9 protein-coding genes are annotated in these 14663 nt (G+C 40.7%); 2 read left to right on the forward strand and 7 right to left on the reverse strand.

Annotation, left to right across the window (positions count from 1 at the left end; translation table 11 throughout):
* Positions 1-16: 16 nt before the first annotated feature.
* Positions 17-2332, forward strand: coding sequence for a GH92 family glycosyl hydrolase (locus tag HCN54_RS10185; RefSeq protein ID WP_167597711.1), 2316 nt, complete (start codon positions 17-19; stop codon positions 2330-2332).
* A 4-nt stretch (positions 2333-2336) separates the two neighbouring features.
* Positions 2337-3029, forward strand: coding sequence for an SGNH/GDSL hydrolase family protein (locus tag HCN54_RS10190; protein ID WP_205881682.1), 693 nt, complete (start codon positions 2337-2339; stop codon positions 3027-3029).
* A 72-nt stretch (positions 3030-3101) separates the two neighbouring features.
* Here the strand turns inward: HCN54_RS10190 and HCN54_RS10195 are convergent, their stop codons facing one another.
* The 7 genes from HCN54_RS10195 to HCN54_RS10225 all read right to left on the reverse strand — a co-directional run bounded on the left by HCN54_RS10195 (position 3102) and on the right by HCN54_RS10225 (position 14582).
* Entirely contained in the window at positions 3102-4229 is a 1128-nt protein-coding gene (locus HCN54_RS10195) for an ROK family protein (RefSeq protein ID WP_240924855.1), read from the reverse strand.
* Positions 4230-4366: 137 nt separating this feature from the next.
* On the reverse strand, positions 4367-5194 hold the full coding sequence (locus HCN54_RS10200; protein WP_167597712.1) for an alpha/beta hydrolase: 828 nt from the start codon (positions 5192-5194) through the stop codon (positions 4367-4369).
* A gap of 11 nt (positions 5195-5205) precedes the next feature.
* A complete protein-coding gene (locus HCN54_RS10205; protein WP_205881683.1) occupies positions 5206-7389 on the reverse strand; it encodes a GH92 family glycosyl hydrolase in 2184 nt (727 codons plus the stop codon).
* Between the two features lie 12 nt (positions 7390-7401).
* Positions 7402-8832 (reverse strand): glycoside hydrolase family 125 protein, encoded by a 1431-nt coding sequence (locus HCN54_RS10210; RefSeq protein ID WP_167597713.1) that lies wholly within the window; start codon positions 8830-8832, stop codon positions 7402-7404.
* A 294-nt stretch (positions 8833-9126) separates the two neighbouring features.
* A complete protein-coding gene (locus HCN54_RS10215) occupies positions 9127-9927 on the reverse strand; it encodes a discoidin domain-containing protein (RefSeq protein ID WP_167597714.1) in 801 nt (266 codons plus the stop codon).
* Between the two features lie 10 nt (positions 9928-9937).
* Positions 9938-11557, reverse strand: a complete 1620-nt coding sequence (locus tag HCN54_RS10220) for a RagB/SusD family nutrient uptake outer membrane protein (protein ID WP_240924857.1) — start codon at positions 11555-11557, stop codon at positions 9938-9940.
* Between the two features lie 10 nt (positions 11558-11567).
* Entirely contained in the window at positions 11568-14582 is a 3015-nt protein-coding gene (locus HCN54_RS10225; protein ID WP_167597715.1) for a SusC/RagA family TonB-linked outer membrane protein, read from the reverse strand.
* Positions 14583-14663 lie beyond the last annotated feature (81 nt).

Genomic DNA, 14663 nt, shown 5'->3' on the forward strand with positions numbered 1-14663 from the left:
AGAGACCTTTAAATACATGACACGAATTACATTCAAGGGTTTATGCACCGCCGCAAGTTTACTTGCGGCTGGTGTTTTTAACACCCAAGCACAAGAAGACCTTGCCAAATATGTAGACCCGATGATCGGGACTGCAAAAATGGGACACACCTATCCCGGTGCGACAGTACCTTTTGGCAGCGTTCAGTTAAGCCCGGATACTGATACGATTCCGTATGCGGTTAATGGGCGCTACAACCCTGACGTTTATAAATACTGCGCCGGTTATCAATATGAAGATTCAACTATTGTTGGATTCAGCCACACACATTTTAGCGGTACCGGTCACTCTGATTTGGGTGATTTTCTAGTAATGCCAACGGTAGGAAAACTACAACTCAATCCGGGAACAGAGACTAATCCGGACAGCGGGTACCGCTCTCGTTTTTCTCACGATGAGGAAACAGCAGAAGCAGGCTACTACTCCGTTAATCTACAAGATTATGGTATCAAAGCCGAAATGACAGCTACCACACGTGTAGGTGTGCATCAGTATACGTTTCCAAAAAGTGAGCAAGCGCACATTATTCTCGATCTAAAATCAGGAATCTACAATTATGATGAGAAAAATGTGTGGACGATCGTTCGCGTAGAAAACGATTCGACCATTACCGGTTATCGTCAAACCAGCGGTTGGGCGCGTACGCGTAAGGTTTATTTTGCAATGACGTTCAGCAAAGCCTTTAAGAGCTACGGTCAGGAAAAGCAGAAAGGACAAGTATATCGCGGATTCTGGGGACGTTTTGATCAAGAGCATAATTTCCCACAAATGGCAGGAAATGACCTGAGACTGTATTTCGATTTTGATACAGAAGAAAATGAAGCGATTCAGGTTAAAATGGCATTATCGCCTGTAAGTACCGAAGGTGCACTCAACAATATGGAAGCAGAAGTTCCGGGTTGGGATTTTAACACCGTAAAGCAACAAGCCCGTGACACTTGGAATAAAGAATTGCAAAAAGTTACAGTAGAGACTTTAGAAGAATCTGATAAAGTAAATCTGTACACCGCAATGTATCACGCCTTTTTAGGCCCAACCGTTTATATGGACGTAGACGGAAAATATATGGGACTTGATCGCAATGTGCACGAGGCCGATGGCTTTACCAATTATACCAGCTTTTCGCTTTGGGATACGTATCGTGCGTTGCATCCCTTATTCAATGTATTGCAGCCACAACGCAATCAAGATATGGTGCAATCTATGATGGTTCACCAAGAACAAAGTGTACATCATATGCTTCCTATCTGGTCGCATTATGCTAATGAAAACTGGTGTATGATCGGTTATCATTCAGCTTCAGTAATTGCAGATGCTATTGTAAAAGGCAATGCAGATTTTGATCAGAATGCTGCTTTAGACGCTTGTGTAGAGACGGCGCGCGTTCGTTATTTTGACGGTATTGGCGACTATATTGATATGGGTTATGTTCCTGAAGATAAAAGTGGCGCTTCGGTATCAAAAACTTTAGAATATGCTTACGATGACTGGGCGATCGCGCAAGCCGCTAAGAAATTAGGCCGTGACGAAATCTATAAAGAATTTATCGAGCGTTCTACCTATTGGAAAAATGTGTATGATAAATCTATCGGATTTATGCGTCCTAAATTGAGCGACGGAAGCTTTAAAAAAGAGTTTGACGCCTTGAACACGCACGGTCAAGGATTTATTGAAGGAAACAGCTGGAACTACAGTTTATACGTTCCTCAGGATCCTGCAGGAATGATCGATCTTATGGGCGGAAAAGAGAAATTCAGCACGCATTTAGATTCTTTATTTACAATGGAATTGCCTGATAAGTATTTTGAAAACACCGAAGATATTTCGCGTGAGGGAATCATTGGGAACTATGTACACGGTAACGAACCTTCGCATCACGTGGCTTATTTATACAACTGGACCGATGATGCTTACAAAGCTCAGGACAAGATCAGAATGATCTTAAAGCAAAAGTATATGACTGGTTCTGATGGGTTGAGCGGTAATGACGACTTTGGTCAAATGAGTGCTTGGTATTTATTCAGCAGTTTAGGATTTTATCCTGTAGCTCCGGGATCTGTAGATTATGCTTTAGGAAGTCCTGCAGTTAAGGAAGCAACGCTTAACTTAGATAACGGAAACACCTTTAAGGTTGAAGCTAAAAATCAATCTGAGAAAAATGTATACGTGCGTAAAGTTGAATTGAACGGTCAAGAACTCACCGAACCATTCATCACGCACGATCAGGTTATGAATGGTGGAACGCTTACTTTTTATATGAGCAGAAAACCTAATAAAAATCTTTATAACTAAGTTTATGAGCAAATTTGTCCAACTTTCGGTATGTATTGTTTTTATGGTTTGGGGTAGTATTTTTAAGTCAAAGGCACAAGATTGGCCCAATTTAAAGCGCTATGCCGAAGCCAATGCACAGGTAGATTCGGTCTATGCAAAAGAAAACAGAGTGGTCTTTATGGGCAACTCCATCACCGAAGGTTGGGTCAATAGCGATCCTGATTTCTTTACCAAAAATAACTTCATCGGTCGTGGGATTAGCGGTCAGACTACGCCTCAGATGCTGTTGCGCTTTAGACAAGACGTGATCGATCTAAATCCTATGGCGGTAGTCATTCTTGCCGGAACCAACGATATCGCCGGAAATACGGGCCCGATGACCACAACGCAAATTTTTGACAATATGGTTTCAATGGTTGAACTGGCAGAAGCCAATGGCATTGTTCCTATCGTATCTTCTATTCTTCCTGCGGCTAAATATCCGTGGAAGCCTGAAGTTGATTCTGTAGGTCCTATTTTAGAATTGAATACGATGCTGAAGTATTACTGCGAAGGAAAAGGACTGGTATATCTAGATTATTTTTCTGAAATGGTAGATGATATTAATGGTCTTCCCGAAGCACTTTCTTATGATGGTGTGCATCCTACAGATGAAGGTTATCAAGTGATGGAGCCGCTGGCATTAACTGCAATTAATGAAGCGCTTAAGGACTAAATACTGCTTATAGCATCAAACAAAAAGACCTGCTTTATAAAGCAGGTCTTTTTTTATGTCTTGGTGAATGCTCTACACCAGCTCTTTATACAAATTTTTCTTGTCTAGATAATCTAGCGCCAAAGCATAAGCCCCGAGACACACAGATGTGCTTGTGCCCAATTTACTAATGCCGATAGCTATGCGTTTTTCTTTATTGTATTTCGCTTTTGCTGTACTAAAGGGCACCTTAACCTCATACTCAGAATCAGCCGTAAAAGCGTTCAGTTGTGCAGGATCGTCTATATTAAAAACCTTTGAAATCGCACGAGGCATACCTTCATTTTCTAAATTATAAATACAGCCCGAAAGATGCTCAATAATCTTAGGTACAATATATTTTGAAGCTCCCGCAATGCCACCACCAATTACGATAGGACCATCTATAAGCGCTAATGCATTGGCCAGAGATTCTGCCACTGCTATTGCCATTTCTTCAAAAGCATTGATCGCAGCTTGTTTATCACCTTCCTTCTCCCCGCTTGCAATTTTATAAATCTCACGAGGGGAGATCAATTCGGTTGTTCCTGACTGCTCAGTATATACACGCTGAATGGCGCGAATACTCACACTTTCTTCAACTACGGTTTTTGGCTTGATGTAATTTCGAGTGAGCCAGATTTCGCCTGCGGCGGAATTATCACCTAAACAGATCTGGTTATTCACCACAATACCACCACCAAAACCGGTGCCTAAGGTAATGCCTATTAAATTCTTATACGTTCGACTTATTCCTGCTGCTGCCAGTGATTCATTAATGAACGGAAGCATTCCCGCTACCGCTTCGCCATAAGCAAACAGATCCCCATCGTTATTGATCAGCGTTGGGATCTCAAAAATCTCCTCAAGCATAGGTCCTAAAGCCACGCCACCTCTAAAGGCAGGTAAGTTCACCAGATCACCAATGATTCCGTTTTTATAATCTGCAGGTCCCGGAAATGCAAAACTGATCGCTTCAGGCTGCCGCCCATTGAGTTGGGCTTTTACCTGATCAAATCCTTTAATTATCGTTTTGAGACAACGCTCTAAATCGTCTGAATTAGAAGGTAATGTGATAGGTTGAATAATCTCTTCTCCCCGCTGCAATGCCGAAAAAACAAAATTTGTTCCTCCTGCATCAAGCGTCATTACAATCCGTTCATCTTCGTAAATATTCTTCATTCTTTGTTTGGTACTCTAAAAACTATTAATAATACCGTCCCTGGTGAACCTGCAAAAGTACGATAACTAAAAGGTTTTACTAAGAACATTTCTATTAGATTCAGTAATAACTTTAAAAACTTCTTCTTAATCTGTATTTATGGCTCAGATTTGACCAAATTTTCAGCTACAAAGCTCAATAACAAGGGATAAGCAGGATGCGTCATATTGTGTCCATAGCCTTGCATTTCGTATTGTTTTATGTGTTGCTGTCCTGCGACTTTCATCATTCGGTAGAAGTAAGCATTCTCTTCATACCTTCCTAACATTTCCAGTTCTCGGTCGCCGGTAATCAAGAGTGTAGGCGGCGCATCATTCCGTACAAAATAAAGCGGAGCATAGGCGTCTACTATGGGTTGTTCTCCCGGAATGCCACGCTCTGCTCTAATGGTAAAATGAGTAATGGTATGCCCGCTAAACGGTATCAATCCCGCGACATCATTAGCATTGATATCATATTTAGCAAGACGACTTTTATCCATAATACTCATCAAGGCTAAATAACCTCCTGCGGAATGTCCGCTCACAAAGATATTTTTTGAGTCACCATTATAGGCTTCGATATTTTTAAACGTCCAGGCAATCGCTGCAGTAGCATCTTCAATACAAACCGAAGCTTTAACTTTAGGAGAAAGCCTATACCCTACTCCAACAATACAGTAGCCCTTATTTTTTAAAGCTTGCGGAATTTCTTTAGAGCCGCCGGTGAGGCCGCCGCCGTGAAACCAGATGATCACCGGAACGTCTTTTTTATCTTCAGGATAGTAAATATCAAGACGCGCTTGTGAAGTGAGAAAGGTGTCAGATTGCTGAAGTGCTTTAGGGTAGTAATTGATGTTTTCAACCGTTTTATAGCTGATTTCCTGCGCCACAACCGGTTCTAAAAAGCTTAGAACGACGATAAAAAATCCGACTAATTTCCTCATAAAAATTGCTTTTACTCTACGTTTATTTTTAAATCGCCACCAAGCATCAATTGTTCCTGATCGATAAAATAGCCATCAAGCGTTTTACCGTTGTATTGAATTTGCTTTAGCGTTCTTGATGTTCCTTCTTTATAGATTTCTAATGAATTTCTACCTAAATTCCATTTTACGCGGTCAAAAACGGGAAGACTTACCAAATACTCATTATCTGCCGGTGATAGCGGATACAATCCCGAAGCTGCAAAAACATACCAGGCGCTCATCTCCCCCGCATCATCCATCCCGCTAAATGCTAAGCCGGTGGGGCCTACTGCATAATAATCTGCTAAAAGTCTATCTATAATTTGTTGTGATTTTTCGGGCTTATTGATAAAATAATAGGCAAAAGGTGCCTCGTGATCGGGCTGATTTCCGTGGCAGTATTGACCTAAAAATCCGCTTACATTTCGCGCAATATGGTTAGGGTTCCACGGTAAGGTAAACAGCGAATCTAACTTTTGCTCAAACGCCTTTTCACTTGGATACAAGCCTACCAGACCTTTCATATCGTGTGGCACAAAAAACGAAACCTGCCACGCATTGGCTTCGCGATACATATACTCATAATACGGATATTCAGCATCAAACGGACTTATAAAAGATCCATCAGCTAGCTTACCGCGCATAAAATGCGTTTCTGGGTCAAAGACATTCTTGTAATTCTTTGCACGTTGAGCAAGATCTTTGGCGTGATTGTCATCATTTAAAGCTTCTGCCAACAACGACAAACTGTAATCATCGTAAGCATACTCAAGCGTTTTTGAAACACCAGCTTTTGCTTTGGTTTCTACATGCGGATTTTCAACATCAGGGTCAGATATAAAGCCTTTCTCTATATACTCTGCAATATGTGGTCGCGTACCACCTTCTTTATATGCATTATTTAGAAGGAGTTCGTATGCTTTTTTTACATCAAAATTGGTAATGCCTTTACCATAAGCCTGCGTGACAAAAGGTGCAGCGTGATCGCCGTGAAAAAAGGTAGGCATAAATCCGCTTTGAGTTCCTTTGTCGATCAGCGATTGAATGATATCACCGGTAACTTCCGGCGATAATAAGCTCAATAAAACCAGTTTGTTGCGATACGTATCCCAAAGCGACGGATTGGTATAATACCGGAAGCCTTTATTTTGAACCGTTCCTTGAGCATCTGTAAACTCCCCATTGTGATCACTGCGCAAAGCCGGCCACTGCAAGCTTCGGTATAACGAGGAATAAAAAAGTTCTTTCTCTTTTTGGCTTCCCCCGGAAACTTGGATCTTAGACAACACAGCCTCCCAAGTCTTTTCCGCAGCTTGGTGTATTTCCTCAAAAGTTTTAGTTCTTATTTCTTGCTGAAGATTTTCTCGTGCATTTTCGGTACTTACAAAAGACAAACCTATTTTTAAAGTTACCGGGTTTGGTGAAGCTTTTAAATTAAGGATTGCATAACCTTTATCTGTATTTGGGTTTACTTGCTGGAGTTCGCTGATCGCCTCGCTGAGTTCCACCGAAAAATAAACTTTATCACCGCCCGTGCGCTGAAATCCTTCAAGGGTCTTACGCCCGGTTTGTCGCAGTTGCCACTCGTCAACGTGATGATTTGCCCGTCCCAGATCAAAAAGAATTGTATGTGCCGAATTATCATCGAAAGTATAATTATGAAAACCCGCACGCAAGGTTGATGTCACCTCAACCTTAACCTTGTAATCGTTCAAATAAATACTGTAATAGCCGGCGGAAGCATTTTCAGTCTCCTTATCAAAAGAAGATTTAAAAGGTACCGAAGCATTTTCTGCAATTGGTAAAACCGGAATATGACACAGATTCCAGTGCCCTTTATTGGTATGCGTAAAGCCTAGAATTTCGTCGTCTTCATATTCATAGCCGGCGCCGCTTCCGTATTGGGTAATGGGACTCAGTTGTACCATCGCATTGGGCAGCGTCGCGCCGGGATAGGTTAACCCTGCCCAAACCCGCCAACCTTCAGGCGGCGTGTACCCTATAAAATCTGGATCTGTGAGCGGTGCGGTCCCGTGAAATGGATTGACATAAGCCACCGGATTTTCTACGTATACTTCTTGTTGTTGCGCTATTACAAGATTGGTGAGACTTAACAGCGTAACTGCAAAACTGAATAGTATCTTCCTACGGAAAGCGCTAGCGTTGTGTTTCATCAACTTTTTATTTTAAATCGAATTGAGTAATTGGGGTTTCTCCTGATAGATTTTCCAAAGTAACTCTCCAAACAAGGTGTTTGCCCAAGCAAACCAAGAGCGGGTAAAGTCAGTAGGATCATCTTTATGAAAAGTCTCGTGCATAAAGCCAGTTCCGCCGTGCGTATTCTTGAGCATTTTGATGCACTCCTTAATTTCTGCATCTGAAGTACTGGTCAAGCCGCGCATTGTAATGGCCATCGGCCAGATCATATTCATACCCACGTGCGGTCCGCCAATGCCTTCGGCAGCTGTTCCTTTAAAGAAAAATGGATTATCTAATGACCAAACAAAGTCACGGGTATTTTGATAAATAGGATCGTTCACATCTATCGCGTCCAGATAAGGCAAGGAAAGTAAACTAGGCACGTTAGCATCATCCATCATCAAATGGTTTCCAAAACCATCAGTCTCAAAAGCATAGATCTTACCGTATTTTTCGTGTTCAGTCACACCATATTTAGCAATCGCTTCTTTGACCTCTGATGCTAAAGCTTTCAGTTCGTTTGCTAGAGCGGTTTCATCCTGAAGCATTTCAACCATTTCTGCAGCCTGATTTAAACTTACCACTGCAAAAAAGTTAGACGGAATTAAAAATGAATACACCGTAGAATCATCACTTGGTCGAAAGGCGCTACAAATCAAACCTACCGGTTTTACAGGATACCCTTTCCCCCGAAGGAAGCGCGTATCGGTTCCGTTAGAAGTATTTCGACTGAAAGAGTACGGATTGGTACCGTCTTTCTCCTGTTGCTCTTTGAACGTTTTTAAAATATTCTTGATCGCGGCCAGCCATTGTTTGTCAAAAGGAGCTGTGTCTCCGGTAGTTTTCCAATAGTTGTAAGCCAAACGAATAGGATAGCAAAGCGAATCGATCTCATATTTACGCTCGTGCACTCCCGGAAGCATAGCGGTATTATCAGAGGTCCACTCCCCTTTTTTCTCAGGATCGTCATAAAATGCATTAGCATAGGGATCTTTTAAAATCTGACGTGTTTGCCTATTGATCACACCGGCGATAAGGTTTTTAAGATCTTTATCCTCGTCTGCAAATTGCATATAAGGCCACACTTGCGCAGAACTATCCCGCAACCACATGGCATCAATATCTCCCGTGATCACATAGGTATCTGGCGCTCCTCTATATTTTGAATAAGTAACCGTAGTATCTAATGTGTTAGGAAAACAGTTGTTAAATAACCAAGACAGCTCTTGATCGTCAATATTTTTTGAAAATTCTTTAATCGCCTTTTCAATGGCCTTACTCTCAAAATTACGCTGCCCTGCCGGCACACGCACTGTTGGAAATTTTTTAAATAAACTTTCGGCGAAAAGGCCAGTAGGATTTATCACGGTTAAGCCTCCGGCTAAGGCCGTATTTTGAATAAATGTTCTTCTTTGCATAATGAGGATATAAAACACTACACTTTAGCTATTTAATACCTTAAACACTAATAAGCGTAGCATATACGAAAACGATATTTTTGTAATTTAAGTGAAAATAAGTAAAACGTTTTAGTTATTCAAGTTTTTTATCATTAATTATTGCGTAAGCAACTTCTTTAATTCCATTGGATTTTTGAAGATATTTTACACTACTTGATTGTGTTAATAAAAAAAGCCGCCAGACGTTATGTCTGGCGGCTGGGGCTAAATAAATCTTTTCAAATAAATAAAGATTCTTTTTTATTCTTGAGCTTAGAACGGTAATAAGAATAATCTCCATTCTGTCATTTGAAACAAACTGCCTCCACCATTACTAGAAATATCTAATCGGTAGAATTTATAGGCGGTATTGTTATCAAAATAGAATTCTCTGGTTTGAGTACGATCTGAAAATCTGTAATCTTCTCTGCTGTCAAGGGTGATCCAGGTTTCTCCATCTTGTGAACCTTGTATCTCCCAATCCTGTGGATCACGATCTGGAGCATCATTACCTGAAGTAAATGAATAATAACCCGCTACAATAGGTTCATCAAACTCTAGATTTATCCAAAATGGAGTGACAAAACCAGATAGATATTTTGTAGTCAAATCTCCATCAATAAGCTTAGTTGATCCTTCACGACCTTCTGCTCCACCGCTGTATTCCCGGTTTACTGAGATCGTACTTTGATCTGTAATATCTACAGGAGGCCCTGCGATCACTTTTAACGGCGCAGTATCTGTAAGTGAACTGTCATCTGCTGCCGTAACACGCAAAACAGTTTCTCCAGATCCGGTTGCGGTTAGGGTTACAGATTTATCCTCGTTTACTTGTAAGTCTGCCACACTAGGATCTTCTACCTCCCAGATATAATCGCGTTGGGGAACAACATTAGGCTCAAAGGTAGCTGTAACATCCAGCGTATTTCCTGACTCTAGTAAAATGATGTCATAATTATCAAGATTGACTCCGTTTTCAACGATGGCGTCAAATTCGCGCCTTCCCTCACAGGATGCAAACGCAATAAGGAGAAGCACGACCGCCGGTTTTATAGAATTTAAAATTGTTTTCATAATATACTTTTTAGTATCCTGGATTTTGAACAAGGTTAGGATTTGCTTGTAATTGTCTGTATGGAATAGGATAGATCGTCAAGTTAAGATCTCCTGAAGGCTCGTGATCCCACCAAGATCCTGTGGTGAATTCACCAAAACGAATAAGATCAGTACGACGTTTTCCTTCAAAAATGAACTCTCTACCACGCTCAATTAACAATTCACTCATCGTTAAAGATGTCGTTGTGTAGGCTTCATCTGCCCAATCATCTGAAGTAAAGTAGCGTACTTTACTAGCATTGATAAGATCTACCGCTTCTTGAGTTGCGTTACCATTATTCAAACGCATCAAAGCTTCGGCTTTATTAAAGTACAATTCAGTTAAACGGTAAACCACATAATCTCCTTCTAAATAGTTAGGATCTTCTTGTCTACCAGAACGGTATTTATGAAAACGCGCACCGCTATTCTCTTCTCCATCAGTCATAGAACCTTCACCGGTTTGTCCTTCAGTATTTCTACGAATGTTATTCACGTAGATAAATGGCTCACCGTTATACTCTTCAGATCCTAAAATAGGTTCCTCTGTACCAAATTTATATTGAGGTCCAAATAAAAACCATTCTTGCTTACGAATGTCATTTTCCTGATATGCATTGAACGCTGTAGGAATCACTACAAAAGCATTATTACCGCTGTAGTTTACGTCTAAAGCTGCAGTCATATTAGAGAAGCCCATATAAAACGAAGCCCAGCTGTATCCAAAGTCATTTTGACGACTGAATGGAAACTGAAAGATGTTTTCTGGAGAATCTTCATTTGTATTATTGAAAGGTCCTAACGGGTCTTGATCTAACGCAATGTTTCCGGTTAACGAACCTCCTTCTCCACTGATCACTTTATCAGCATACGCGATGCTTTCTTCCCAGCGTGGAGTACCTGACCATACTTCAGCATTAAGGTAAAGCTCAGATAGAATTGAATATCCAACAGCTTTACTCATACGCCCAATAAGCTGTGGTGAAAGTGGCTGAAGTTTTTCAACATTATCTAAAAGTTCTTGCTCAATAAAAGCAAACACTTCTTCTCTAGAAGCAGTAGGTGGATTGTTAGGCTCGCCTACAGTGGTTACAATAGGTACATTTCCCCACATATCCATAATTTTCATATAGTGATATGCACGTAAAACCTTAGCTTCAGCAACAATTGAAGCCAAACGCTCCGGAGTTACTCCAATAGATGCTGCATCTACAGCCTCAATACTCTCGATAGCCGTATTTACAAAACCTAGACCGGTCCACATGAGTCTCCAGGCATTATTTAAACGCCCCTCTTGATCAGTCCATGTGTGATAATGTTGACGTATGTGGTCTGCATTGTCGTAACCGTGACGTCCCTTTTGAGGCCAAGCGGTTTGATCTGCCGAAAGTTCGTTATGGTAGTAATACCCATTTTGACCAGACCAAGCCAACCACGCCTGCATATGCGTGAACGGTCTTAAGTTAGCTTGTACGAGTTCTAATTCAGTTTTATAAAAGTTTGATTCTGAAAGTTCTGAATATGTAGTTTCTTCAAGGTCTGTACACCCAATAGTAAGTAACACTCCCATTGCGCACGCAGCCTTCTGAAATAAGTTTATCTTCTTCATCTTCTTAATATTAAAAGTTAACATTGACACCTGCAGTGACCGTTACCGTTCTAGGGTAAAAGTTTCTGTCATCTATACCAGGATACAACCCGGTATCTTGTACTTCAGGATCACGGCCGGTATATCCGGTAAAGGTTGCAAGGTTTCTAGCACTACCAAATAATCGTAATGCACTAAACGGACTGTTCTCTCCCAAGTTGAAGTTATAGCCTAGAGTCAGGTTATCTAATTTTACAAAGTCCCCATTCTCGAGATAGTAATCTGAATATTGTGGTGCTTCAGTGATGTTGCTGTACTGTCCTAATGCTGAAGTAAGCACGTTACCCGGTAGCAAACTTGGATTGCCATAGAATAAATCTACGGTGTTCAAAATATCATATTTGAATTTACCACGTAGCAATATGGTAAGGTCAAAATTCTTATAACGGAAGGTATTGGTCAAAGAAGCATAATACTTAGGCAAACCATTACCAATAATCGCCTTGTCTTCCTCGGTCATATCACTGGCTCTTCCGATAGTCCCATCTGCTTTATGGAATAACCATTTACCATCAACAGTAAAACCGGCAAAGCGTTTTCCGTAGAAGTTTCCGATAGGGCCACCTTCAGTATTTCTAATTGCATCCCCTAGGTTTCCTGGGTTACCAATATTTCCTCCGTAAAGTTCACTCACAGAGAAGATTTGATTAGAAAGTGTTGTAAGCTCGTTGTTTTGATAACTTCCTACAAAATCCACATTCCATTTAAAATCTCCTTCTTCAAACACACGGTAACTCAGCGCGAGTTCTAAACCATTATTGGTGATATTCCCTACGTTTGTATAAATACTTCCCTGTACAAAAGGCGGCTGAGGAACATCATAACTCAGCAATAAGTCCTCGGTACGACGTGTATAGTAATCAATAGAACCACTAAGCTTGTTAAACCAGAATCCAAAATCAACACCAATATTGAATTCCTTCTTGGTTTCCCACTTAAGATCTGGGTTAGGGTTCTTTACAGGACCATAGGTTTGATAGTAAGTAGCACCATCAGCACCATCTAAAAATACAGGGTATTTACCTCCTGTTCCTAAAGTCACAATAGATTGGTAGTTAGGAATCCCTTGGTTACCCGTAATACCATATCCTGCACGTAATTTAAGATTGTTTACCCAAGCGGCACCTTCCATAAAATTCTCATCAGAGATCAACCAACCTCCGGATATCGCCGGAAAACTAGCCCACTTGTTATTGGCTCCAAAACGTGAAGAACCTTCGTGACGCACAGAGGCTTGTAAAAAGTAACGATCAAGATAGTTATAACTCAAACGGCTGAAATAAGCAATGAGCGTATTATCTTCTTTAAAACTAGATAAGTTAGGACGGGGCAAATCTGTATCTGTGATCGCGTTACCCGCACCAAAATTCCAATCTTCAAAACCATCTGTGGTAAAACCACTGTTATCCATAGAATATTCTTCGGTGGTTGAGTATTGATAACTATAACCTCCTAGTAATTCAAAGCCGTGATCTCCAAAATCTTTAGTGAAGTTGATCGTAGGCTCTACAGTTTGTGTATAATCTATATGATTCCCTTTATAAGCATACCCGGTTCCGAAGTAAGGACTACCGGTGTTATACTGCTGATAATCTTGCGTTGAACGGTAAAAGCGATCATTCCAAGAGTTTCTTTGATAAGAACCAAAAACAGAAGCTACTAACCCGGGAATTATTTCATACCCAAGTTTTACGTCCCCTGAAAAAGTAATTTGCTTACGCTGATTAAAACGATTTGCATATTCAGAAAATGGGTTATACCCGTTCTCCGGCTGGTAAAAACCATAACGGCCTTGGTTGAACAACACCCCTTCTTCAGAAGTATTAAATGGTGCATAAATAGGTGCCGTAGGATTCCAATCTGTCACAATACCGAATTGATTACCTCCTAAAAGGTTTGCGTCATTTACATTAACAACAACGCTAGAGGCAAAAGTAAGTTTGTCATCAAGTCCTTTTTGATTGAAACTTGCGCGCACTCCAAATTCTTCTCTTCCATTTTCCAAAGCAATACCTTCAGAATCTTTGTAGTATAATGAAGCTCTGTAATTACCATTTTCGTTACCGCCAGAAGCAACGAAGTTATGATACTGTGTAAGATTAGAACGGTTTACCAGTTCTTCAAAAATATCAGTAGAAGCTCCTAGATCATTATTAGCGCTAATGATTCCGTCTGCAATAGCAGCTCTAAATTGATCTGCCGATAGAAAATCTGGTTTACTGTTTACATAATCGCGTGAAACAAAGCTTGAGTAATTAAAAGTACTCTTACCCTTCTTTCCTTTTTTAGTAGTAATTAAAATTACCCCGTTGGTCCCTCGTGTACCATAAATTGCAGCTGCTGCACCATCTTTAAGTACATCAAAGGACTCGATATCATTTTGCTGAAGTAAATCAAGATTACCTCCCGGAATTCCGTCAATTACAATAAGTGGTGAAGTAGAACCGGTAATCGAGGTCACCCCTCTAAGCTGTATTGCTGTACCACCATTAGGATTGTTTCCTCCTGCTCTGGTGATCTGTAGTCCCGCAACTTTACCTTGAATCAATTCAACTGGTGAAGATACCTGACCTTGATTGAAATCATCAGTATCTACTTTAGTTACAGCGGTAGAAACGGCTTTACGCTCTTGAGAACCGTAACCAATTAAAACCACCTCTTCAAGTGATTCTTCATTCGATTCCATCGTTATCGTAAACGAATTTTGAGAGCCTACTGCCTGCTCTACATTAGTCATCCCCACATAAGAAAACACAAGTACAGCGTTATTAGAGGCAACATCTATACTAAAGTTTCCGTCAAAATCTGTCGCCACACCATTGGTGGTTCCTTTTTCCTGTACCGTAACTCCCGGCAAAGGCATTCCTCCGGGATCAGTGACCGTTCCCGTAACGGTTTTTCCTCCCTGTGCATAAAGGGTATGTAACGATGTCATACCTAATGCAAGGAAAAAAACCAGAATAAATCTTTTAAAGTTTTTGTCCATAATTGTTCGGTGTTTCTGGAATTTCAAATTCCCATTAATGCATGTTTAAGTTTTAATTGTTTTTCGCAAACGTTAAAGTAA

It is taken from the genome of Leeuwenhoekiella sp. ZYFB001, from assembly GCF_011784865.1.
GTDB lineage: Bacteria > Bacteroidota > Bacteroidia > Flavobacteriales > Flavobacteriaceae > Leeuwenhoekiella > Leeuwenhoekiella palythoae.

What these genes read in the sequence shown, in the direction of transcription:
- HCN54_RS10185 (WP_167597711.1), top strand. Translation starts at nt 17, where the DNA reads ATGACACGAATTACATTCAAGGGTTTATGCACCGCCGCAAGTTTACTT.
- HCN54_RS10190 (WP_205881682.1), top strand. Translation starts at nt 2,337, where the DNA reads ATGAGCAAATTTGTCCAACTTTCGGTATGTATTGTTTTTATGGTTTGG.
- HCN54_RS10195 (WP_240924855.1), bottom strand. Translation starts at nt 4,229, where the DNA reads ATGAAGAATATTTACGAAGATGAACGGATTGTAATGACGCTTGATGCA.
- HCN54_RS10200 (WP_167597712.1), bottom strand. Translation starts at nt 5,194, where the DNA reads ATGAGGAAATTAGTCGGATTTTTTATCGTCGTTCTAAGCTTTTTAGAA.
- HCN54_RS10205 (WP_205881683.1), bottom strand. Translation starts at nt 7,389, where the DNA reads ATGAAACACAACGCTAGCGCTTTCCGTAGGAAGATACTATTCAGTTTT.
- HCN54_RS10210 (WP_167597713.1), bottom strand. Translation starts at nt 8,832, where the DNA reads ATGCAAAGAAGAACATTTATTCAAAATACGGCCTTAGCCGGAGGCTTA.
- HCN54_RS10215 (WP_167597714.1), bottom strand. Translation starts at nt 9,927, where the DNA reads ATGAAAACAATTTTAAATTCTATAAAACCGGCGGTCGTGCTTCTCCTT.
- HCN54_RS10220 (WP_240924857.1), bottom strand. Translation starts at nt 11,557, where the DNA reads ATGAAGAAGATAAACTTATTTCAGAAGGCTGCGTGCGCAATGGGAGTG.
- HCN54_RS10225 (WP_167597715.1), bottom strand. Translation starts at nt 14,582, where the DNA reads ATGGACAAAAACTTTAAAAGATTTATTCTGGTTTTTTTCCTTGCATTA.